Raw genomic sequence first — 20,871 nt, 5'->3', positions numbered from 1 at the left:
ATTGAACAAGCGCGTTAAAAGCATATCGTCGATACTGAGCAGCGTCCTCCTGACGCTGTTCGGTTTGATGGTCATCACCTTCATGATCGGGCGCGTCATGCCCGTCGATCCCGTCATCGCGGCGGTCGGCGATAACGCGCCCGAAGACGTCATCGTGCGGGTGCGGGCCGAAATGGGCCTCGACCAGCCGCTGGTCGTGCAGTTCTTCCACTATGTCACGCAGGTCCTGCATGGCGATTTCGGCAACTCGATCCTGACCCGCAATCCGGTCTGGATCGATATCAAGCGCGTTTTCCCCGCCACGTTCGAACTTGCCACCGCAGCGCTTATTCTGGCCGCGCTGATCGGCATTCCGCTCGGCGTCTGGGCCGCCGTGAAACAGGGCAAGCTGACGGATCAGGTGATCCGCGTCGTCTGCCTTGCCGGTCACTCCGTGCCTGTTTTCATGCTGGCGCTGATTTCGTTGCTGGTGTTCTATGCCACGCTCGGCGTCGCACCGGGACCGGGCCGTCAGGACATCATCTATGACGGCATGATCACGCAGGTCACTGGCCTGATGACGGTCGACACGCTGCTTGCCGGTGACTGGGACGCCTTTTACGACGCCATCGCCCATATGGTGCAGCCCGTCTGCATCCTCGCCTATTTCAGCATGGCCTATATCACCCGCATGACGCGCGCCTTCATGATCGATGCACTGAAGGGTGAATATGTCATCACCGCCCGCGCCAAGGGGCTTTCGGCCATGACCGTGATCTGGGGCCACGCCTTCCCGACGGTCGCCGTGCAGCTCGTCACGGTTCTGGCGCTCACCTATGCCGGCCTTCTCGAAGGTGCGGTGGTGACGGAAACCGTCTTCAGCTGGCCGGGCCTTGGTCAATACCTCACCGTCTCGCTCATGAACGCGGACATGAACCCGGTCGTCGGAGCAACCCTGTTGATCGGCTTCATCTATGTCGCCCTCAACCTGCTCGCAGACGTGCTTTACAGAGTTATGGATCCTCGCGTTCGATGATGTTAGCTAATTTCAGAAACTGGGCTCTGGATGAGACGCCGCATTCCCGCACACAGGCTGCCTGGGGAAACCGGTATCGCATCTGGCTCAACCTCAAGTCCAATCCGCTGGCGGTGATCGGTCTGACCATCATCGTCCTGTTCATCGCCCTGTCGCTTCTGGCGCCGCTGCTCGCGCCCTATGATCCGGCAACGCAGAATCTCGGCAACCGCCTGGCATTCCCCAGCGCCGGACACTGGTTCGGCACGGATGAGCTGGGTCGCGACATTCTCTCGCGTATTCTTTACGGCGGCCGCGTCACGCTCGGCATGGTCATTGCCGTCGTCGTTCTCGTGGCACCCATCGGCCTCGCCATCGGCTGCATCGCCGGTTATTTCGGCGGCATTGTCGATACGGTGCTGATGCGGGTGACGGATGTGTTCCTGGCCTTTCCGCGCCTCATCCTCGCGCTCGCCTTTGTCGCGGCACTGAAGCCCGGCGTTGAAAGTGCCATTCTCGCCATCGCGCTCACCGCATGGCCGCCCTATGCGCGCCTTGCCCGCGCCGAAACCATGACGGTGCGCGGCAGCGACTTCGTCGCGGCTTATAGGCTGACCGGCGCTTCCGCCTGGCGCATCATTGCGCGTCACATTGCGCCGCTCTGCGTGCCGAGCCTTATCGTGCGCATCACGCTCGACATGAGCTCGATCATCATCACCGCCGCCAGCCTCGGCTTCCTCGGCATGGGTGCGCAGCCGCCTTCGCCGGAATGGGGTGCGATGATTGCGACGGCCAAGCGCTTCATCTTCGAACAATGGTGGGTCGCCACCATTCCCGGCATCGCCATCTTCCTCGTTTCGCTCGCCTTCAACTTCCTTGGCGATGGTTTGCGCGACGTTCTCGACCCGAAGGGACATTGAGCCATGCTGGTCGAAATCGAAAATCTGAAGATCGCTTTCCAGACCCGCACCAGCCGTTTCGAGGCGGTGCGCGGTGTCTCCATGAAGCTCGGCACTGAAAAGCTCGGCATTGTCGGCGAATCCGGTTCGGGCAAGAGCCTGACGGCGCGGGCGCTGATGAAGCTTCTGCCCTCCAATGCGGATATCCGCGCTGACAAGCTCGCCTTCGACGGCATCGACGTACTGTCTGCCAGCGAGAGGCAGATGCGCCAGATCCGCGGCAAGCGGGCGGGTTTCATTCTGCAGGACCCGAAATATTCGCTGAACCCGGTGAAGACCATGGGTGCGCAGATCGCGGAAGCCTGGCGTGCCCATAAGGGCGGCAGCAAGCGGGCCGCCATGGAAGCGGCCATCGGCCTGCTTGATCAGGTGAAGATCCGCAATCCGCGTCAGGTCGCCTCGTCCTATGCGCATGAGGTTTCCGGCGGCATGGGCCAGCGTGTGATGATCGCCATGATGCTGGCGCCCGATCCGGAACTGCTGATCGCCGACGAACCGACCAGCGCTCTCGACGCCACGGTGCAGGCGGAAATCCTGCGGCTTATCGAGGAGCTTGTGTCGGAACGCGGCATGGGCCTCATCCTCATCAGCCACGACCTGCCGCTCGTTTCGCATTTCTGCGACCGCGTGGCCGTGATGTATTCCGGCCGGGTGATGGAGGAGCTGAAGGCGTCCGAACTCCTGAAAGCCGAACATCCCTATACAAAGGGACTTTTGAACTGCATTCCCTCGCTGACGCATCCGCGCGAGCGTCTTCCCGTTCTCAACCGTGATGCAGCGTGGTCCAGCCAATGATCGACGTCGATAATCTCCGTATCAAGTTCGGCGACCGCGAAGTGGTGAAGGGCGTGTCCTTTTCGGTGAAAAAGGGCGGCAGCTTTGGCATCGTCGGCGAAAGCGGCTCGGGCAAGTCCACCATCCTGCGTGCCATGGCCGGCCTCAACGAGAGCTGGGAAGGCCGCATCGCCTTTGCCGGCAAGGATGCACCGCTGAAGCGGACGCCGGAGTTCTTCCGGCAGGTGCAGATGGTGTTTCAGGATCCCTATGGCTCGCTGCATCCGCGCCAGACCATCGACCGTATTCTCAGCGAATTGCCGCTGGTGCACGGCATGGACAATATCGAAAAACGCATCCAGCAGGCCCTGTCCGATGTGGCGCTGCCGCAGGCGGTGCGGTTCCGTTTTCCGCACCAGCTCTCGGGCGGCCAGCGCCAGCGCGTGGCGATTGCCCGTGCGCTGATCGCCGATCCGCAGGTGCTGCTGCTCGATGAGCCGACTTCGGCGCTCGATGTCTCGGTGCAGGCGGAAATCCTGAACCTGTTGCAGGACCTGCGCGCGGCGCGCAACCTCACCTATATTCTCGTCAGCCACAATCTTGCGGTCATTGCGCATCTGTGCCCGCAGGTTGGCGTGATGCTGAATGGCGACATGGTGGAGCAGCTGAGTGCCGGCGATCTGCGAGATGGCCGGACCAAACATCCGCATACGGAAGAGTTACGTAGCCTGAGTATCCGGCTGGAAGAACCGGCCTGAGGGCTGGTCACACGGCCTATATTACACATGGATCGAGCGGGTGCCGCCCGCTTCTTCTCCCCGAGGGGGAGAAGTCCGCGGCAGCGGGATGAGGGGGCAAGCTTCCCGTAAATCTCTACCGTTGCCCCCTCATCCGACCCTTCGGGCCACCTTCTCCCCGGCGGGGAGAAGAAACAAGCGGCGATGCCGGTGACAAAACTGTTGTCCTCGCACGCTGCAATAGAGACACGAGATCGAACAATGTCGCAGCAATTCGACTGGAACGCCGCTTCAACCCTTTCGCAGAGCTTCGTCTCACAATGGGCGGACAATGAGCCGGGCGGGGCGGTCATCGGTTTTGATCTCGATGGCATCCGTTTCGCCCATGCTGGCGGTGTCGAGAGCCTCTCGACCTTCGCGCCCTTTACGCCGCAGAGCGTGGTGCGGTATGCCTCGGTCACCAAACATGCCTTCTGTGCCATGGTGCTTGCGCATTCCGATCTGATCGGCCTTGACGATCCACTCGGCAAACATCTGCCGGAGTTGCAGCCGCCGCTCCGCGACGTCACGGTGGGACAGGCGCTGGATATGAGCGGTGGCCTGCCGGATACGCGTGAATGCCTCTCGCTGCTTGGTCTTTCCGTCTATACCGAAACGAAGGCCGAACCGCTTCTCGACTATCTGTCGCGGCTCGCCCGGCTGAATTTTCCTGCCGGCAGCGAGGTGTCCTATTCCAATACGGGTTACCGGCTGGTGGAAGCGGCGCTGGAGCGTCGCGGTTTCCGTTTCGATGATTTCGTGCAGGAACAGATTGCCGATCCCTTTGGCGTGTTTCTGAAGGCGCCGGATGTCTGGAACGATCCAGTCGACGGGCTGGTGCCGGGTTACTGGAAAGCTGAAGACAACTGGCAGCTTTCGGCCGCCGGCCTGCATATCTCCGCTTCAGGTAGCCTTGCGGGCAGCGCCGAAGCACTTACCCGTTGGTTGCAGGGTCTGATGCGGGGCGAGGGAGGCTTCGCGGGTGTTCTTGACGCGCTTTCGGCTGAACGACCGCTCGCCGATGGGCGGATGAGCGAATATGGCCTCGGCCTGCGCTGGTCGCATCTCGGTGACAGGCGTTTCGTCGGTCACGGCGGTTCGCATCCGGGTTACAAGACTTACTTTCTGCTTGATCCGGAAAACGGCACTGGCTTCGTCGTGGTGTCGAACCGCGAGGATACCAATGGCTTCAAGATCGCGCTGGAAGGCATGGCGGCTTTGACCGGCCTGCCTTTGCCCAAACCCGCCGCCAGTCTGCCGGAAGGCCTCTATGTCACCGAAAGCGGGCCGTGGTGGCTGGAGATCAAGGGCAGCACATCCACCTTCATCGATGGTGACGACACGCTTTATGAAGATGCCGATGGCTGGGTCTCCTCCCGTTCCGCATCCTCTCCGATGCGTCTCAGGCTGGATGGTGCCGCCATTGTCGGCGAGGCCGGCCACGCCGCCCGCCGCTTTCTGCCGGTCGGCCAGCATGTCGTGCCGGACGATTTTTCGGGTTTGTGGCGCTCGGATGAGGGAGCGGAATTTTCGATCAGCAGTTCGTCACTGACGATGGGCATCGGCCCCACGCGCCGCAGCATGCCCTTGAAGGCGCTCGGCAATGGCCGTTTCCTTTTCACGCTCATCGATGGGCCTTGGACGAAGCGCGTCTGCCTCAACCGGCTGGGTGACGACCGGATCGAGCTGGTGTCCAGCCGGGCGCGGATGATCGAATATTCGCGAAGCTTTTAGCCGCTGTTAAATTGTGACCATGGCGGTCCTGCGACCTTTCTTGCCGTCCGTTTAGCACCTATAGTTCCTGTATGGTAAAAGGTGTTCTGAGGTTCTTTTTTGACTATGGCGCAGGTGGTTGCCTCTGGGCAGGCGACAGCGAAACATGCGCGAGATTGGATGTTGGACCCGTCGATGCGGCTTTCTTTGGCCTCGACGGTCAGATGCCTTCCAAGCCAAAGCTGGTTCTCTCCGAGACGGCGCAGCAACTGCGTGATCGTCTTGATTTTGAGCATTCCGGATATCTTAATCCCTTGTATCCACTCGATCCGAGCCTATGGACGCAGGGTGTTTGTGACCGCTTCAACACAGATGTAGATAAGCTCCTCGTACTTTTGCGTCAGGAGTTGGAAGCCGACTACAGCATCGTCGATGAGCAATACCGCTATGAGGAAGACCCAAGGCTTGACGAGTATCTAACTGAAAATCCCAGCCTTGCTCGTATCGATGAAGTGAAGGTGTCGACTGTGGGTTGGGTCCGAGGGGAGACCTAAAATATGCTAAGGTGTCATTTTTCTCCCAATCAGAACCCCGCTATCAAGAGGGTTTCAATCGGCTTCCATTGCTCCTAATAAAGACCCGTGTTCCCGGCAGGCCGGGACAACATCTTTGTGGGAGAACAGGCCCTTGGAAGTCAAATGGCTCGAGGATTTCCTGGCGCTGGCCGGAACGCTCAATTTCTCGAAGGCGGCGGATGAGCGACATGTGACGCAATCCGCCTTCAGCCGGCGCATCAAACAGCTGGAAGCCTGGGTGGGGGCGACGCTGGTCGACCGCGCTTCCTATCCGTCGCGGCTGACCGAGGCGGGAGTGAAGTTCGTGCCGGTGGCGCAGGAGACGCTGAAACAGCTTTATCATGCACGGCGCACCCTGCTGCAGGAAGAGGGAGCCGATGCCAGAACCGTTCGGCTGACGGCGCTGCATACCCTGTCCTTCACCTTCTTTCCCGACTGGCTGAAACGGGTGAACGAGACGGCCGGACCGCTGTTTTCGGTTCTGCGGCCGGATTCCGGCAGCATGGAAGAAAACCTCAATTCGCTGGTGGACGGGCAGAGTGATTTCCTTCTGACCTATGCCCATCCCGAAGTGCCGATGCTGCTCGATGCGCAGACCTTCGAGTTCCGCGTGCTGGGTGCGGAAAACATCATTCCGGTTTCCGCGCCGGCGAAAGATGGTTCACCGCTGCATGCGCTGGTGGAAAATGCGCGAAAACCCTTTGCCTATCTGGATTATGAAAAGGCCTCGTTCTTCGGGCCGCTGCTGCGCGATCTCCTGAGCGCGCGCCTGCCGCAATTCGAGCGGGTGCATGAGGGCAGCATGTCGGTGGGGCTGAAAGCCATGGCGATGGCCGGCTGGGGTGTCGCCTGGGTGCCGGAAAGCCTGATGCGGCACGAGCTGGATAGCGGCGCTCTGGTGCGCGCCGCTGATTCAAGTTTCGATATTGCCGTCGATATCAGGCTTTATCGTTCGAAGGAGAACCGCCGGCCCGTGGTTGAGCGCATCTGGGCGGTTCTCGAAAGTTAGAGCATTTCCGGGAAAAGTGGCCCCCGGTTTTCCATCCGGAAATGCGACAAACACAACGCTTTCGATCAGATGGCCGTGCGGCGGGCGTTTTCGAGGTAGAGCGCGCGCAGGCGGCTCACCATCGGGCCGGGCTTGCCGTTGCCCACCGGCTTGCTATCGATCTTCGTCACCGAAACCACGAAGTTGGAGGCGCTGGTCAGGCAGGCCTCGTCGGCATTCAGCGCCTCTTCCAGCGTGAAAGGGCGTTCTTCCAGCGTGAAGCCGGCTTCCTTGGCCAGTTGCAGGGCGGCAAGACGGGTGCAGCCGGGCAGGGTCTTGTTGCTGTTGCCGCGGGTGATGATCTTTTTGTCGGCGGTGACGATATAGGCGGTCGAGGACGCGCCTTCGGTAACGAAACCATCCTCGATCATCCACGCCTCGTCGCAGCCTTCGGCCTTGGCGATGCGTTTGGCCATGACCTGCGGCAGAAGGCAGACGGTCTTGATATCGCGACGTTCCCAGCGCTGGTCGGGAACGGATTTGACGGCGATGCCGGCTTCTTCGACCGGGGTGCCGATCAGCTTCTTGGCCTGGGTGAACATGACCAGCGTCGGCTTCAGATCGGCGGAGAACAGGAAATTGCGGTCTTCGGCACCACGCGTCAGCTGCAGGTAGATCATGCCTTCGACGAGGTTGTTGTCGGCAATCAGGCGGCGCTCTGCCTCGACGATCTCTTTCGTGGTGACCGGCAGCGGCACGTCGATTTCGCGGGCGCTGCGCTCCAGCCGGGCCATGTGCAGGTCGCTGTCGATCAGCTTGCCTTCCAGAACGGAGGTAACTTCGTAGATGCCGTCGCCAAACAGGAAACCGCGGTCGAAGATGGAGAGGCGGGCGTCCGCTTCGGGCAGGAATTCGCCGTTGACGTAAACGATGCGACCGGATGGGCTAGTCATGAAAACTCCGTCTGGAAAAGTCAGGCTGAAAGAAGGGTTTTAAGGGCGTCGATGGAAATGGCCTCGACCGTGGAGGCCTTGCCGGTGCCGGCATTGAAGCCCGTGGTCGTGGTTGCCGCGCAGAGCGAGTTCAGAATCGCTTCCTCCGTCGCCTCAATCGCTGCTTCGAAGAGCGGCGAAATCGCATCATTGGAAAGTTCCGGATAGTCTGCGACGGCCTTGCGGCGCGCGGGCGTGCGGCGCAGCCGCTCATCGGTGGAAAAGGCCAGCGCATAGTCACCGGAGCCATTGCTGAGCGCTGCACCCGTGCGCGCCAGCCCGCCGAAGCTTCTGGCCGCCAGACGCTTCAGGTTGCGGGAGGAGAGCGGCGCGTCGGTGGCGACAATGATGACGATCGAGCCGTCCTTGTCCTTATGGTCAGGGCTGGCATAAGGCTTGCCGCAGACCAGCAGATGGCCGCCGTAATTGGACTGGACAAGAATGCCGATCGTATAGGTCGTTCCGGCGATGGTGACGATGCGGGATGCGGTGCCGATGCCGCCTTTCATGCCGAAGGCCACCGTACCGGTTCCGGCACCAACGCCGCCCTCGGCCACGGAGCCTGTGGCCGCGTTTTTGAGCGCGGCCGAGATTTCCTCGACCATCGGGCGGCCGGCGCGGATGTCGTTCAGGCGGGAATCGTTGGTTTCGCCGACGACGGCGTTGATTGAGACGACTTTCTCATTGCCCGGCTGCGCCAGCGTATGGTGGTTGATTGCCTCGATGGCCCGACCGGTTGCCAGCGTGTTGGTGAGGATGATTGGTGTTTCGAGTTCGCCGAGTTCCTCGATCTGCGTCGAGCCGGCGAATTTGCCGAAGCCGTTATAGACGGCGAAGGCGGCGGGCACCTTGTCCTGAAAGAGATTGCCGCCATGCGGCAGGATCGCGGTTGCGCCGGTGCGGATCGTGTCGCCTTCGATGACGGTCGAATGGCCGATGGTCACGCCTTCGACATCGGTGATAGCGTTGAGCGGGCCGGTCTCGAAATGGCCGGGCCGGAAACCGATATCGCGCAGTCTCGGGCGGGTCGTCTGATGCATCGGGCGATCACTTTTGCGGAATGCAGGCTCAAGGTGGAACAGGCGCGGCTTCATGAAAAGCTTTGCTCTGACTTGACGTTAGACTACTTCGCCGGGAAACGGCATCGCAAAAATGGAATAGTTTTATGCGGGCAATGGATGCGCTCAGGAGGCGCGCAGCGCGGCTTCGCCTTCACGCTCCAGCCATTGCCGCATCGCGTCTTCCGTCTCTTCGCGCGTCGGTGCGCCGATGCGGCCGCCGAAGACGGTGCATTTCAGTGCGGCGGCAACGGAGGAGAGCCGGATGGCCGCGCGGCTTTGCATGCCTTCAGCCATCGCCAGCGCAAATGTGCCGTGGAAGATATCGCCCGCCGCCAGCGTATCCACTGCCTCAACCTGCATGGTCGTCTGGAAATGCACTGTGGGATCGCCGGCCTCCGTCCACCAGCAGCCTTGCGGACCGGCGGTGACGGCGATGAAGGTCTGCGGGTAGCGGGAATGCAGCACCGGCAGCATGTCCTTCACCGTTTCAAGTCCGGTCAGCCGGGCGGCGGCGGGTTCGGAAAAGACGATATGGGTTGCGGCGGGCGCAAGCTTCTCCAGCGTTTCCACCGGCGCCACATCGCCATCCAGAATGGCCGGTTTGCCAAGTGCGCGCGCCACAGTCAGCACATCAAGCGCCAGTTCCGGCCAGCGCACATCAACCAGAACGGCATCGAACGGGGCAATATCTTCCGGTGTGCAGGAGCGTTTTTTCTCGTGCAGGCGATGGTCGTAAAAAGGCACGATCAGCCGTTCTCCCCGGTCATCGATGATGATCGTCGACAGGGCCGAGCGCGCGCCGGAAGCGATGGTCATGCCCGCAACATCGATGCCGCTTTCGGCGAGATCGCGCAGGATGCGGGTGCCGGTTTCGTCATCGCCCACCGCACCCCAGAGGCTGGCGCGGCCGCCCATGCGATGCACGGCATAAGCAGCGCTCGACGCCATGCCTTCGGCGATCTGCAGCATCTCATAGGGCAGGACCTTGCCTTCGCCCTTCGGCATGTCATGCACACGAAACAGGGTGTCCAGCACGGTGGCGCCCACGCAGAGCACATGCTTGCCGCCCGCTTCCTTTACCATTCTCTTCGCTCCTGCCGTGTTCAGATGCGCTTGCCGCTGTCCTTGTCGAACAGATGCACCGTTGCCGGATCGATGGCAATGTGGATCGTATCGCCGAAGCGGACATTGAGGCGCTCGCGGAACAGGCAGGCGATCTCGTCGCCCTTGCAATTGAGCTTGGCGTAGATTTCCGAGCCGGTTCCTTCGACCAGTTCGACCCGGCCTTCAATGCCGGTCTCGGCGGCTCGGATGTGTTCCGGCCGCACCCCGTAGACGAGGTCGCGGCCGCCCAGTTTGCCGATCTCGGCATTGGCGGGCAGCGGCAGGCTGAGACCCTTTGCGGTGCGGAAGACGCCTTCCTCCACCCGGCCGCGAATGAAGTTCATGGCCGGCGAGCCGATAAAACCGGCAACGAAGAGATTGGCGGGATTGTCGTAAAGCTCGAGCGGCGCGCCGATCTGCTCGATGACGCCATCGTGCAGCACCACGATCTTGTCGGCCATGGTCATGGCTTCCACCTGGTCGTGGGTGACATAGATGGTGGTGGTGCCAATGCGCTGGTGCATGGCCTTGATCTCGCCGCGCATCTGCACGCGCAGCTTGGCATCGAGGTTGGAAAGCGGCTCGTCGAACAGGAAAACCTGCGGATCGCGCACCAGCGCGCGACCCATGGCGACACGCTGGCGCTGGCCGCCGGAAAGCTGGCGCGGATAACGGTCCAGCAGCTTTTCCAGTCCCAGAATGGCGGCGGCCCTGTCGACCTTGGCCCTGGTTTCCTCGGCGCTGACCTTCTTCAGCTTCAGCGCGAAGCCCATATTGTCCTTGACCGTCATATGCGGATAAAGCGCGTAGTTCTGGAAGACCATGGCGATGTCGCGGTCACGGGCGGGCAGGTGGCTCACCTCCCGCGCGCCGATGTGGATTTCGCCGTCGCTCAGTTCCTCTAGCCCAGCGATCATGCGTAGCAGGGTGGACTTGCCGCAGCCGGAAGGGCCGACGAGGACGACGAATTCTCCGTCCTTGATGTCGATATCGATACCGTGGATGACGTTGACCGAGCCGAAGCGCTTCTGGACATTTTGAATATTGACCGGTGCCATGTTTTTGGTTCCCGTTATAATTTGAATTCAGCCGCCCTTGACGGCGCCGGCGGTGAGACCCGCCACGATCTGTTTCTGTGCGAACATGGTGAGCAGCAGCACCGGCAGCGTGACGATGAGCGCGGCTGCGGCCAGCGGCCCCCAGCTGACCTGTTCGAAGGACAGCATGTTGTAGACCGCGACCGGCAGGGTGCGCGTTTCACGGCTGGCCAGCACGATGCCGAAGACGAAGTTGTTCCACGAGAAGATGACCGCGAGGATGAAGGAGACAACGATGCCGGGCTTGGCGATCGGCAGCGCCACCAGCCGGAACACCTGCCAGGAGGATGCGCCATCGATGCTTGCCGCCTCTTCCAGTTCCTTCGGCGTGGTCTCGAAATAACCGATCATGATCCAGACGACGATCGGCACCGTCACCACAAGATGGATGATGATCTGCGGCCAGAGCGTGCCCAAGAGGTTCAGCCATTGGAACAGCAGGAACAGCGGAATGAGGAATGAGAGGCCCGGCGTCATGCGGGCGATCATGATGACGACGGCGGATTTTTCCGCCTTCAGTCGGGCGATGCCGTAACCGGCGGGTACGCCGATGACGAGCGCCAGAATGGTCGCCGCACCGGTGACGAGCACCGAGTTCCAGAAATAGAGGAAGAAATTATTCTCCTCGAACACCTTCACATAGTTCGACCAGGCGAAACGTTCGGGAATGAGGATCGGCGGATAGGCGCCGTTGTCGATCTCATATTTCAGCGATAGCGAGATCATCCAGATGAAGAACAGGATGACCGGCGAGATCATCACCAGTGCCACGAAGAAAAGGCCGATGCGGTCGAGATTTTTGCGTTTCAGGATTTTTCCAGACATCAGCGATCCTCCATCTCGTTCCACTGCGAGCGCTGGCGCACCATCAAAAGCACGAAGGACAGCGCCACGATGATGATGAAAAAGACGACGGCCATGGCCGAGCCGTAACCGATGTCGTAATAGGAAAACGCCGTATTATAGAGATAGATGTTGATGGTTTCAGACGCCGTGCCGGGCCCGCCTTGAGTCATCGCATAGATGATGTCGAAGCTTTTGACGGCATCGATGGAGCGGATGATGACGGCGATCATCAGAAACGGCGCAATCATCGGCATGGTCAGGTAACGGAATTTCTGCCAGGCGTTGGCACCGTCGATTTCAGCACTTTCATAGGGTTCGCGCGGCACTGCAGCCAGCCCGCCGAGCACGATCAGCATGACCAGAGGCGTCCACTGCCAGGTTTCCACCAGCACCAGCGAGGGAATGACGGTCGACTGGTTGTAGATCCATTCCAGCGGCCCGATGCCGATGAGCGACAGCAGATAGTTCAGGACGCCGAGCTGCGGGTGGAACATCATGGTCCAGACCAGCGCGATGGCGACCGGGGTCGCCATCATCGGCATGACGAAAACGCCGCGCAGAAAACCGCGCAGCGGAAACTGCGCATCGAAAACCAGCGCCGCCAATGTTCCGAGAAACAGCGGGGCGACAACCGACAGCACGGTATAAATGAGCGTGTGCCAGAGCGATTCCCAGAACCTGATATCGCCGGCGAGCCGGATATAGTTCTCGAAACCGATAAAGCTCTGCTCCTGTCCGAGCGTCCAGCGGTGCACGCTCATCCACAGGGTAAAGACCCATGGAAAAACGATGACAGCCAGAATGACGATAAGTGCCGGTATGACGAAGGGCCAGTAGTTGGGAGCAAGCCTTGCCGGCCTGCTCCCTTCTCTACGACTGACGCCTGTCTTGGTGTTTTCGATGCTCACGGAGGCCATTATCCCTCGCTACGTGCCAGAACGGGTGCGAACTGTTCCGTCGCCTTTTTCAGTTCAGCTGCGGGGTCCGCGCCGCCGATCATGTTGGTGAGGCCGACGCCGTAGATGTCGCGGAACTCCGTCACCGGAATGATGACGGGAAGCGCAAGCTGCGAGACCTTGCCGGAACCGACAACGGCGTCCAGCCAGGCGGCCGGCATCTTCACGCCTTCGCGGACTTTCTGGTCTTCGAGGATGGACTGGCGGAATGGAACGCCCGCACCGGCCTGCAACAGACGCGCGCCCATTTCATGCGAGATCGCCCATTGGCAGAAGAGGTAAGCGGCTTCCTTCTTGCTGCTGGCTTCGACGACGCCGAGACCATCGCCAAACGTGCCGGCGGCCTGAACTGCCGGGCCTTTCGGCATGACGCCGTAACCGACCTTGCCGACGACGCGGGATTTTTCCGGGTTCTCGATCGGCGGTGCGAAACCGACGCCATCGAACCACATGCCGATCTTGCCCTGCAGGAAGGCCGATTGCGCTTCCGCCCAGTTGAAGCCGGAGACGCCGGGAGGGGCTGCCTTGGTCATCAGGCGTTGGTAAAGCGCTGCCGCTTCCACCGCTTCCTTGGATTCGGTGTCGATCTTTCCGTCCGCACCGATCGGCTTTGCGCCATAACCCAGCATCAGCGAGGTCCATACCGGGGTATTGGCGTTCTTCAGGCCACGGGCGACGAAACCATAGGTGTTGGTGGCGGGATCGGTGATCTTTTCCGCCGCCGTTACCAGTTCCTCGAAGGTTTCAGGGTATTTCAGGCCCTTGGCCTCGAAGAGTTCCTTGTTCCAGTAAACGATCCAGTAATCCACCGAGAAGGGCAGCGAGCGCAGCACGCCGTCGCTATCCTTGGCAAACAACATGCCGGCCTCGGCAAAGTCTTTTTCGACGAGCGACGGATCGGTGAGCGACGGGTCCTTCAGGAAGCCGCTGATATCGGCCAGCCACTTGCCCTTTTCAAATTGACGCTTCTGGACGTGGTAGCTCAGATGCACGACGTCGAAGCTCGGCTTGCCAGAGGAAAGCTCGATGACGACCTTCTGGCGCTGCTGCTGTTCCGGGGTTGCCTCGGCATTGACCTTGATGCCGGTCAGTTCTTCGAATTCGCTGAGATATTTGATCAGCGTTTCGCTGCGCGGGCTTTTGACAAGATTGACCTCAAGCGTGGTGCCGGCGTGTTTTTTCCAGTTCACCGCCGCCGATGCCGGGCGAATGCCGAGCATCGCGCTGCCGCCAATCGCGGCCGTGCCTGCCAGAAAGGCGCGACGCGTGGGGTTGAGCAATGAATGCGTCATGTCAGTTCTCCTCCAGATTAGCCGGAAATTCTCCTCACCCCGGCTTGTTGCTTATTTTCCTGCAATCCCGGCGCAGGACCGTTTTTTACCCTGCCGGAATTGCCTTACACCGCCAGCGCCCTGTCCCTTGCGTTGCGGATATGGGCGGTCAGCCGTTCCACGGCGTCTTCCACGGATCGTTTCTCGATGGCTTCGAGAATGGCTAGATGTTCCTTCATCACCGACTTCACATGGCCGGCGATGCGAAAGCGCTCCTGGTTGATGAGGCGCATCTTGATGGAATTGACGCGGTAGGCATTCGAGATGATCGAATTGCCGAGACTATCGATGAAGGCATCGTGCATGCCCCAGTCCACCTGCTGGGCATGCTGATCGAGCTCCGGCGATTCCCCGCTATTTTCAGCCGCTTCGGCAATATCGCGATGCTGTTTCAACAGTTTCGCGATGGCCTCGTCGGAAGCCGAGCGGGTAAACAGCGCCACGGCTTCCTTTTCGAGGAAGATGCGGAACTGGAATGCTTCACGGATAAGGTTGATGTCGATATGGGCGACCTGCAAGCCCCGCTGCGGCACGGTCTTGATCAGCCCTTCCGCCTCCAGCCGCGGAATTGCCTCCCGGATCGCCCCCAGCGGCAGACCCGTCAATTCCACGAGGCGGCGTTGCGAGATGAATTGCCCCGGGCGAACATCACGCGAGAGGAGGTGATGCGTAAAGCTTTCATACGCCCGTTCCCGCAATGTCTGTTCGCTGGTATCGTCCATGCTCAACCTTTCAAGGTCTGTTCAAGCGGCCTGTTTGCGAAACAGCGCGTCGAAAGCGCCTTCGATCTGCCGCCGATCCTCAGGTGAAATGGCGACGAGCGGCGCGCGCACATCCGCCCAGATATTTTCGCCTGTCGTGTGTGATACCAGCACCTTGACGGCAGGCGTAACCGGAAATTTCAGAAGTTCCACAACAAGATCGACGATGCGCTTGTCGTCCTTGCCGTCAACGGCCATGGCGCGGACTTCCTGCGTCAGGAAATTGGCGACACCGGAGATGGCGCCCTGACCGCCGAGGCGGACGCCTCTGGCGAGATCACGCTCATCGCCGATCAGGATGGCGAGATCGCCATGTTCTTTCAGCAGGCGCTCGGTATGGCTCCAGTTGCCTGAGGAATCCTTGACGCCGGTAACGATGCCCGGAAACGTCGCCTTCAGCCGTCCTACCAGTTCGACGGACAATGTCACCCTGGTCACGGAGGGGATGTTGTAGACGAGAATGTCGCGTGCATCCTTGCCGATCTTTGCGAAAACCGCCGAGAACCAGGCAAAAAGCCCGTCATCGCTGACATTCTTGAAATAGGACGGCGGAGCGAGAAGAATATTGCGGGCGCCCGCTTTCAGGGCCTCGGCTGACTGGTCCGCCGCATCCTCGATGGAGTCCACCAGAACGCCGGTGACGATGCGCGATGGCGCAATACCGGCCTCGACGAAGCGGGACAGGATGACCTGTCGTTCACGGCTGCCGACGGAGCATCCTTCACCGGTGGTGCCGAACAGCGTCACGCTATCGCAGCCGTTTGACAGGCAGCGGCGGGCATGCGCGATCATCGCATCGATATCGACGGTTCCATCCGTTTTGAACGGTGTCGTCAGGGCTGCCGAAAGGCCGAATTTCTGGGTCAATTAAGATGCTCCTCCAAGGTGATCGCGGATTGATGGCATACTGACATGTTAGTTGTAAAGCAGTAATTGCAGGGTGAGTGTTTGAGACCTGCAGGACGGGGCAGGAATTCGGTTTTCGACGCGGCGAGTGCCTTGTCTGTGCGGGGTCGGGGATGGGCGATTATGGATGATCGGCGCGGATGCCGTTTGCCGCCCGTTTTGCCCCCATGTTTTCTCTGCCGGTGGTCACGAAAAAATGCGAAAATAAAATTTGACTGTTGGAGTAAAGATTTTTATCAGGCAGTCTGAATATAGGGATAAAGGGACCTTCACCATGACCATTGCGGAGCAGACAGCGCCTGTGGCAGAGATCGAACAGAGCCGCGTCAAGCGCCTGAAAGCGGCGACGCGTGGCGCCCATGGCGACCTCGATACTTTCATCATGGCCGCAAAGCCATTCGAGAGCCGCGAAAACTTCGGCAAATTCGTCGAGACGCAATATCTTTTCCATCGCGACCTCGACGTTTTCTTTTCCAACGCCACGCTTGATGGCCTGCTTCCCGATCTCAAAGGCCGTCGCCGTCTCGCCATGATCGAGCAGGACCTTGCCGATCTCGGTCTTGCTATTCCGGAAGCCAAGGCTGCGCGTTTCACCGGCGAAACGCCCTTCGATCTGCCGGAGGCGATGGGCTGGCTTTATGTGGTCGAAGGTTCCAATCTCGGTGCGGCTTTCCTGCTGAAAGATGCAGCCAAGCTCGGTCTTGGCGAAGAATTCGGCGCGCGCCATCTGGCCGGCGCACCGGAAGGGCGCGGCCTGCATTGGCGCACGTTCACCGCAGCGCTGGATGAAATTGCGCTGACGGTTGAAGAGGAAGAGCGGGTTGTCGCAGGCGCCGAGGCTGCGTTCCGGGCCGTCCATGCCTATGCGCAGCAGCGGCTGGGTTGAGGTTTTGGCATAGCTGCGCGATTGTTGTCCTCATCGCGCAGAAGTGCCCCGTCGCGCGTGCGTGTTTGATTGAGTCTCAGCACCTTAGCGCCGTTACCCCGGACTTGATCCGGGGTCCAGCGCGATCAAGTCCTTGATCGCGAAAGACTCTATTCACGGCGCAGACGCGCCGTGGCTGGATGCCGGATCGCGTCCGGCATGACGGAGGAGCGCCTTCGAATTTCTTACATCGGTCTGTGAGTGTGGTGAGGGCCGCTCACCTTTGACGTATCGCTCTCAATATTTGCCAAATAAACAGGCAAATATTTTGACCAAATGATAAATTTTTTGTCTTTTGGTCAAAGCTCCGCCCGCCCCCAAAATTTTATCCATTTGATAAAATTATTTTATTTGGTCTGGCACGGAACCTGCTACTCTTTTGTCAAGTCAGGAGACACCTGACGTAAAAAGGGAACAGCAAAATGGAAGTTGGTGTTTTTATCCCGATAGGGAACAATGGGTGGCTTCTTTCTGAAAACGCGCCGCAATACAAGCCGAGCTTCGACTTGAACAAGGCGATCACGCTGAAGGCGGAGCAATATGGCTTCGACTTTGCGCTGTCGATGATCAAGCTGCGCGGCTTTGGCGGCAAGACAGAGTTCTGGGATTACAATCTGGAATCCTTCACGCTGATGGCAGGCCTTGCCGCCGTCACCTCCAAGATCAAGCTTTTCGGCACGGCCGCCACGCTGGTCATGCCGCCGGCCATTGTCGCGCGTATGGCAACGACGATCGATTCCATTTCCGGCGGCCGTTTCGGCATCAACCTGATTACCGGCTGGCAGCGTCCGGAATACAGCCAGATGGGGCTTTGGCCGGGCGACGATTATTTCGGTGATCGCTACGAATATCTCGGCGAATACACCACCGTTCTGAAAGAGTTGCTGACGGACGGGCAATCGGATTTCAACGGCAAGTTCTTCAAGATGGAGGATTGCCGCATGAAGCCGGTGCCGCAGGGTGATGTGAAGCTCATCTGCGCTGGATCCTCCAATTCCGGCATGGCGTTTTCTGCCAAGTTTGCCGATTACAGCTTCTGCTTCGGTGTTGGCGTCAATACACCGAAGGCCTTCGCGCCCACCAATGAACGGCTTTTGGCCGCAACGGAAAAGTCCGGCCGCGAGGTCAAGTCCGTTGTGCTGACGATGGTGCTTGCCGAGGAAAAATCCGAAGACGCCTGGGCGAAGTGGGAGCATTACAAGGCGGGTGCGGATGAGGATGCGATCAAGTGGCTCGGCCTGCAAAGTGCCGTCGACACCAAATCCGGCTCCGACACCAATGTGCGGCACATGTCCAATCCCGTCTCGGCGGTCAACATCAATATGGGAACGCTGATCGGCTCCTATGAGGAAGTGGCGGCGATGCTGGACGAGATGAGCGAAGTGCCGGGAACGGGCGGCGTGATGCTGACTTTCGACGACTTCCTCGAGGGCGTCGAAAAATTCGGCAAATATGTGCAGCCGCTGATGAAGAGCCGGGCGCATGTTCAGGCCGGACTGGAGGCTGCGGAATGAGTGAAGCCGTCGTGGCGGGTTACAAGGGGCCGGAAAGCCGTTCGGAAAGTGTCACTCTTCCCGCAAGGCCGGAGCCTATCACCCTGAAACCCAGCGAGACCGCCGTTGTCGTGGTCGACATGCAGAATGCCTATTCGACGGAGGGCGGTTATGTCGATCTGGCCGGGTTCGATATATCCGGGGCCAAGGGCACCATCGCCAATATCAAGAAGACGCTGGATGCGGCACGCGCGGCGGGCGTGCAGGTCATCTATTTCCAGAATGGCTGGGACAAGGACTATGTCGAGGCAGGCGGGCCGGGGTCGCCCAACTGGCATAAATCCAACGCGCTGAAGACCATGCGCAAACGCCCGGAATTGCAGGGTCAGCTCCTGGCCAAAGGCACATGGGATTATGCCATCGTCGACGAGTTGCAGCCGCAGCCCGGCGATATTCTGGTGCCGAAGACGCGTTACAGCGGTTTCTTCAACACCAATATGGACAGCGTTTTGCGCGCCCGCGGCATCCGTAATCTGGTGTTCGTCGGCATTGCCACCAATGTCTGCGTCGAAAGCTCGCTGCGCGATGCCTTCCATCTCGAATATTTCGGGGTGATGCTGGAGGATGCCACCCATCATCTGGGCCCGGACTTTATCCAGCAGGCGACGGTCTACAATGTCGAGAAGTTTTTCGGCTGGGTCGCCACCGTCAATGATTTCTGCGGTGTCATCTCGCAGGCCGCACCCGTCAGCGCTTGATATTCAACACAAGAGGAGAACGAAATGCCGAAAAAGATTGTCGTGCCTGCCGGTACCAGCAAACCCATCGCTCCCTTTTCGCCGGGAACCCTTGCCGATGGCGTGGTTTATGTTTCGGGCACGCTGCCCTTCGACAAGGACAATAATGTCGTGCATGTGGGCGATGCCAGCGCACAGACCCGCCATGTTCTGGAAACCATCAAGTCCGTCATCGAAACCGCCGGCGGCACGATGGAAGACGTGACGATGAACCACATCTTCATCACCGACTGGGCGAACTACCAGGCCGTCAACACGGTCTATGCCGAATATTTTCCCGGCGACAAGCCGGCGCGATATTGCATCCAGTGCGGTCTGGTAAAACCCGACGCGCTGGTGGAAATCGCCACCGTCGCCCATATCGGCAAATAGGACGAAACGGCAGATGATGCATTTCGAGGTTCATGGCCGGACTGATCCTGAGGCGGCAACCATATTGCTGTCTTCGGGGCTGGGTGGATCGGGCACTTACTGGACGCCGCAGATCGATGCCCTTTCCGATCATTTCCGCATCGTCACCTATGACCATCGCGGAACCGGCAGGACTGGCGGCGAGGTGCCGGCAGAGGGCGGCATATCGGCGATGGCGGATGACGTGCTGGAGATTGCCTCGGCGCTGAACCTCGAAACATTCCACTTCATGGGCCATGCGCTCGGCGGCCTGATCGGTCTCGATATCGCGCTGCGCAAGCCTGATCTGATCGACCGGCTTGTGCTCATCAATGCCTGGAGCAAGGCCGATCCGCATTCCGGACGCTGCTTTGACGTACGGATCGAGCTTCTGGAAAAATCCGGCGTCGCGGCATTTGTCAAAGCCCAGCCGCTGTTTCTTTATCCGGCGGCATGGATGTCGGAACATCAGGAGCGTCTGGCGCGGGATGATGCCCATGGCGTTTCGCATTTCCAGGGCAAGGCAAATGTGCTGCGGCGTATTGCGGCGCTCCGGGCTTTCGATGTCGATAGCCGGCTTGGCGAGATCGATAATCCGGTGCTGGTGGTGGCGACGAAGGACGATCTTCTGGTGCCCTATACACGTTCGCAGCGGCTTGCCGATGGCTTGCAGCAAAGCGAGCTTTGTCTTCTCGATTTCGGCGCGCATGCGGTCAATATCACCGAGCCCGAGTTTTTCAACACAAGGCTTCTGCAGTTTCTGCTGCCGAGCACCCAGACATTCTGACAGGATTTTAGAGTAACATGACGAAAGCACTTGATGACACCGCTCCTCTGGACAGCAAGGCACTGGCAACGCTTTTTACCGAGGCGCGCACCCATAATGGCTGGACGGACAAGCCGGTCAGTGACGAGACGCTGAAGGCGCTTTACGACCTGACGAAGATGGGGCCGACCTCGGCCAATTGCTCGCCCGGCCGTTTCGTGTTCGTGCGCAGCCCGGAAGCCAAGGAAAAGCTCCGGCCCGCGCTGTCTTCCGGCAATCTCGAAAAGACCATGGCGGCCCCGGTCACGGTCATCGCCGCAATCGACAGCGAATTTTACGAGAAGCTGCCGGTGCTGTTTCCCCACGCCGATGCCCGTTCGTGGTTCACCTCCAGCGCGGCCATGGCCGAGGAGACGGCCTTCCGCAATGGCACGCTGCAGGCGGGTTATCTCATTCTCGCGGCCCGGGCTTTGGGGCTGGATACCGGGGCCATGTCCGGTTTCGACAAGGGCAAGGTGGATGCGGCATTTTTTGCCGGCACGACGTGGAAATCCAATTTCCTGATCAATCTCGGCCATGGTGATCCGTCGAAGCTCTTCGGCCGCCTGCCGCGGCTTGGCTTTGAAGACGCCTGCGTGCTGGCTTGATGGCCTGTTAAGGAAGGATG

Annotated in this window: 22 protein-coding genes; 13 read left to right on the top strand and 9 right to left on the bottom strand. The window is 59.9% G+C overall.

What is annotated here, in order from left to right:
• Window position 1 precedes the first annotated feature (1 nt).
• From QSV77_RS10770 to QSV77_RS10740, 7 genes are all read left to right on the top strand, one after another.
• Complete coding sequence (locus QSV77_RS10770; protein WP_065114132.1) at window positions 2–1,015, top strand: ABC transporter permease; 1,014 nt, start codon at window positions 2–4, stop codon at window positions 1,013–1,015.
• A complete protein-coding gene (gene nikC, locus QSV77_RS10765; protein WP_302733432.1) occupies window positions 1,012–1,914 on the top strand; it encodes a nickel transporter permease in 903 nt (300 codons plus the stop codon). Before QSV77_RS10770 ends, nikC begins: the two co-directional genes overlap by 4 nt.
• A gap of 3 nt (window positions 1,915–1,917) precedes the next feature.
• Complete coding sequence (locus QSV77_RS10760; RefSeq protein WP_004433197.1) at window positions 1,918–2,748, top strand: ABC transporter ATP-binding protein; 831 nt, start codon at window positions 1,918–1,920, stop codon at window positions 2,746–2,748.
• Window positions 2,745–3,485, top strand: a complete 741-nt coding sequence (locus tag QSV77_RS10755; protein WP_302733431.1) for an ABC transporter ATP-binding protein — start codon at window positions 2,745–2,747, stop codon at window positions 3,483–3,485. Before QSV77_RS10760 ends, QSV77_RS10755 begins: the two co-directional genes overlap by 4 nt.
• 240 nt (window positions 3,486–3,725) lie before the next feature.
• Window positions 3,726–5,237 (top strand): serine hydrolase, encoded by a 1,512-nt coding sequence (locus QSV77_RS10750; protein ID WP_302733430.1) that lies wholly within the window; start codon window positions 3,726–3,728, stop codon window positions 5,235–5,237.
• Window positions 5,238–5,308: 71 nt separating this feature from the next.
• Window positions 5,309–5,770, top strand: coding sequence for a hypothetical protein (locus QSV77_RS10745; RefSeq protein WP_302733429.1), 462 nt, complete (start codon window positions 5,309–5,311; stop codon window positions 5,768–5,770).
• Between the two features lie 133 nt (window positions 5,771–5,903).
• Window positions 5,904–6,800: a LysR substrate-binding domain-containing protein gene (locus tag QSV77_RS10740; protein WP_142840590.1), complete on the top strand. Its 897-nt coding sequence runs from the start codon at window positions 5,904–5,906 to the stop codon at window positions 6,798–6,800.
• A 65-nt stretch (window positions 6,801–6,865) separates the two neighbouring features.
• Here QSV77_RS10740 and QSV77_RS10735 read toward each other — a convergent pair whose 3' ends face one another.
• The 9 genes from QSV77_RS10735 to QSV77_RS10695 all read right to left on the bottom strand — a co-directional run bounded on the left by QSV77_RS10735 (window position 6,866) and on the right by QSV77_RS10695 (window position 15,794).
• The gene (locus QSV77_RS10735) at window positions 6,866–7,732 is read right to left on the bottom strand and encodes a D-amino-acid transaminase (RefSeq protein ID WP_302733428.1); all 867 of its coding nucleotides are present in this window, start codon (window positions 7,730–7,732) and stop codon (window positions 6,866–6,868) included.
• Window positions 7,733–7,752: 20 nt separating this feature from the next.
• On the bottom strand, window positions 7,753–8,811 hold the full coding sequence (locus QSV77_RS10730; protein ID WP_302733426.1) for a P1 family peptidase: 1,059 nt from the start codon (window positions 8,809–8,811) through the stop codon (window positions 7,753–7,755).
• Between the two features lie 144 nt (window positions 8,812–8,955).
• The gene (locus QSV77_RS10725) at window positions 8,956–9,915 is read right to left on the bottom strand and encodes a sugar kinase (protein WP_302733425.1); all 960 of its coding nucleotides are present in this window, start codon (window positions 9,913–9,915) and stop codon (window positions 8,956–8,958) included.
• 20 nt (window positions 9,916–9,935) lie between these two features.
• Window positions 9,936–10,994: an ABC transporter ATP-binding protein gene (locus QSV77_RS10720; RefSeq protein ID WP_142840588.1), complete on the bottom strand. Its 1,059-nt coding sequence runs from the start codon at window positions 10,992–10,994 to the stop codon at window positions 9,936–9,938.
• Between the two features lie 27 nt (window positions 10,995–11,021).
• The gene (locus tag QSV77_RS10715) at window positions 11,022–11,843 is read right to left on the bottom strand and encodes a carbohydrate ABC transporter permease (protein ID WP_170985890.1); all 822 of its coding nucleotides are present in this window, start codon (window positions 11,841–11,843) and stop codon (window positions 11,022–11,024) included.
• 14 nt (window positions 11,844–11,857) lie between these two features.
• Window positions 11,858–12,796: a carbohydrate ABC transporter permease gene (locus QSV77_RS10710; RefSeq protein ID WP_065114124.1), complete on the bottom strand. Its 939-nt coding sequence runs from the start codon at window positions 12,794–12,796 to the stop codon at window positions 11,858–11,860.
• The gene (locus tag QSV77_RS10705) at window positions 12,796–14,127 is read right to left on the bottom strand and encodes an ABC transporter substrate-binding protein (RefSeq protein ID WP_302733424.1); all 1,332 of its coding nucleotides are present in this window, start codon (window positions 14,125–14,127) and stop codon (window positions 12,796–12,798) included. Before QSV77_RS10705 ends, QSV77_RS10710 begins: the two co-directional genes overlap by 1 nt.
• Before the next feature lie 104 nt (window positions 14,128–14,231).
• Window positions 14,232–14,888 carry a GntR family transcriptional regulator gene (locus QSV77_RS10700; protein WP_302733423.1) on the bottom strand — a complete coding sequence of 219 codons (657 nt, stop codon included), beginning with the start codon at window positions 14,886–14,888 and terminating at the stop codon, window positions 14,232–14,234.
• 21 nt (window positions 14,889–14,909) lie between these two features.
• The gene (locus QSV77_RS10695; RefSeq protein ID WP_302733422.1) at window positions 14,910–15,794 is read right to left on the bottom strand and encodes a dihydrodipicolinate synthase family protein; all 885 of its coding nucleotides are present in this window, start codon (window positions 15,792–15,794) and stop codon (window positions 14,910–14,912) included.
• 313 nt (window positions 15,795–16,107) lie between these two features.
• On the opposite strand from QSV77_RS10695, the gene QSV77_RS10690 reads away from it, so the two are divergent.
• The 6 genes from QSV77_RS10690 (at window position 16,108) to QSV77_RS10665 (ending at window position 20,851) form a co-directional block, all read left to right on the top strand.
• A complete protein-coding gene (locus tag QSV77_RS10690) occupies window positions 16,108–16,719 on the top strand; it encodes a biliverdin-producing heme oxygenase (RefSeq protein ID WP_142840585.1) in 612 nt (203 codons plus the stop codon).
• A 461-nt stretch (window positions 16,720–17,180) separates the two neighbouring features.
• Entirely contained in the window at window positions 17,181–18,272 is a 1,092-nt protein-coding gene (gene rutA / locus QSV77_RS10685) for a pyrimidine utilization protein A (protein ID WP_046801552.1), read from the top strand.
• Window positions 18,269–19,009, top strand: coding sequence for a pyrimidine utilization protein B (rutB, locus tag QSV77_RS10680; RefSeq protein ID WP_006312121.1), 741 nt, complete (start codon window positions 18,269–18,271; stop codon window positions 19,007–19,009). Before rutA ends, rutB begins: the two co-directional genes overlap by 4 nt.
• A 24-nt stretch (window positions 19,010–19,033) precedes the next feature.
• Window positions 19,034–19,420, top strand: a complete 387-nt coding sequence (rutC, locus tag QSV77_RS10675; protein WP_003492069.1) for a pyrimidine utilization protein C — start codon at window positions 19,034–19,036, stop codon at window positions 19,418–19,420.
• Window positions 19,421–19,433: 13 nt separating this feature from the next.
• A complete protein-coding gene (gene rutD, locus QSV77_RS10670) occupies window positions 19,434–20,225 on the top strand; it encodes a pyrimidine utilization protein D (protein WP_302733421.1) in 792 nt (263 codons plus the stop codon).
• Between the two features lie 17 nt (window positions 20,226–20,242).
• Window positions 20,243–20,851 carry a malonic semialdehyde reductase gene (locus tag QSV77_RS10665; RefSeq protein WP_302733420.1) on the top strand — a complete coding sequence of 203 codons (609 nt, stop codon included), beginning with the start codon at window positions 20,243–20,245 and terminating at the stop codon, window positions 20,849–20,851.
• Window positions 20,852–20,871 lie beyond the last annotated feature (20 nt).

It is taken from the genome of Agrobacterium sp. V1, assembly GCF_030518355.1.
Classification (GTDB): Bacteria; Pseudomonadota; Alphaproteobacteria; order Rhizobiales; family Rhizobiaceae; genus Agrobacterium; species Agrobacterium cucumeris.
This window is presented reverse-complemented; position numbering and strand designations above follow the sequence as displayed.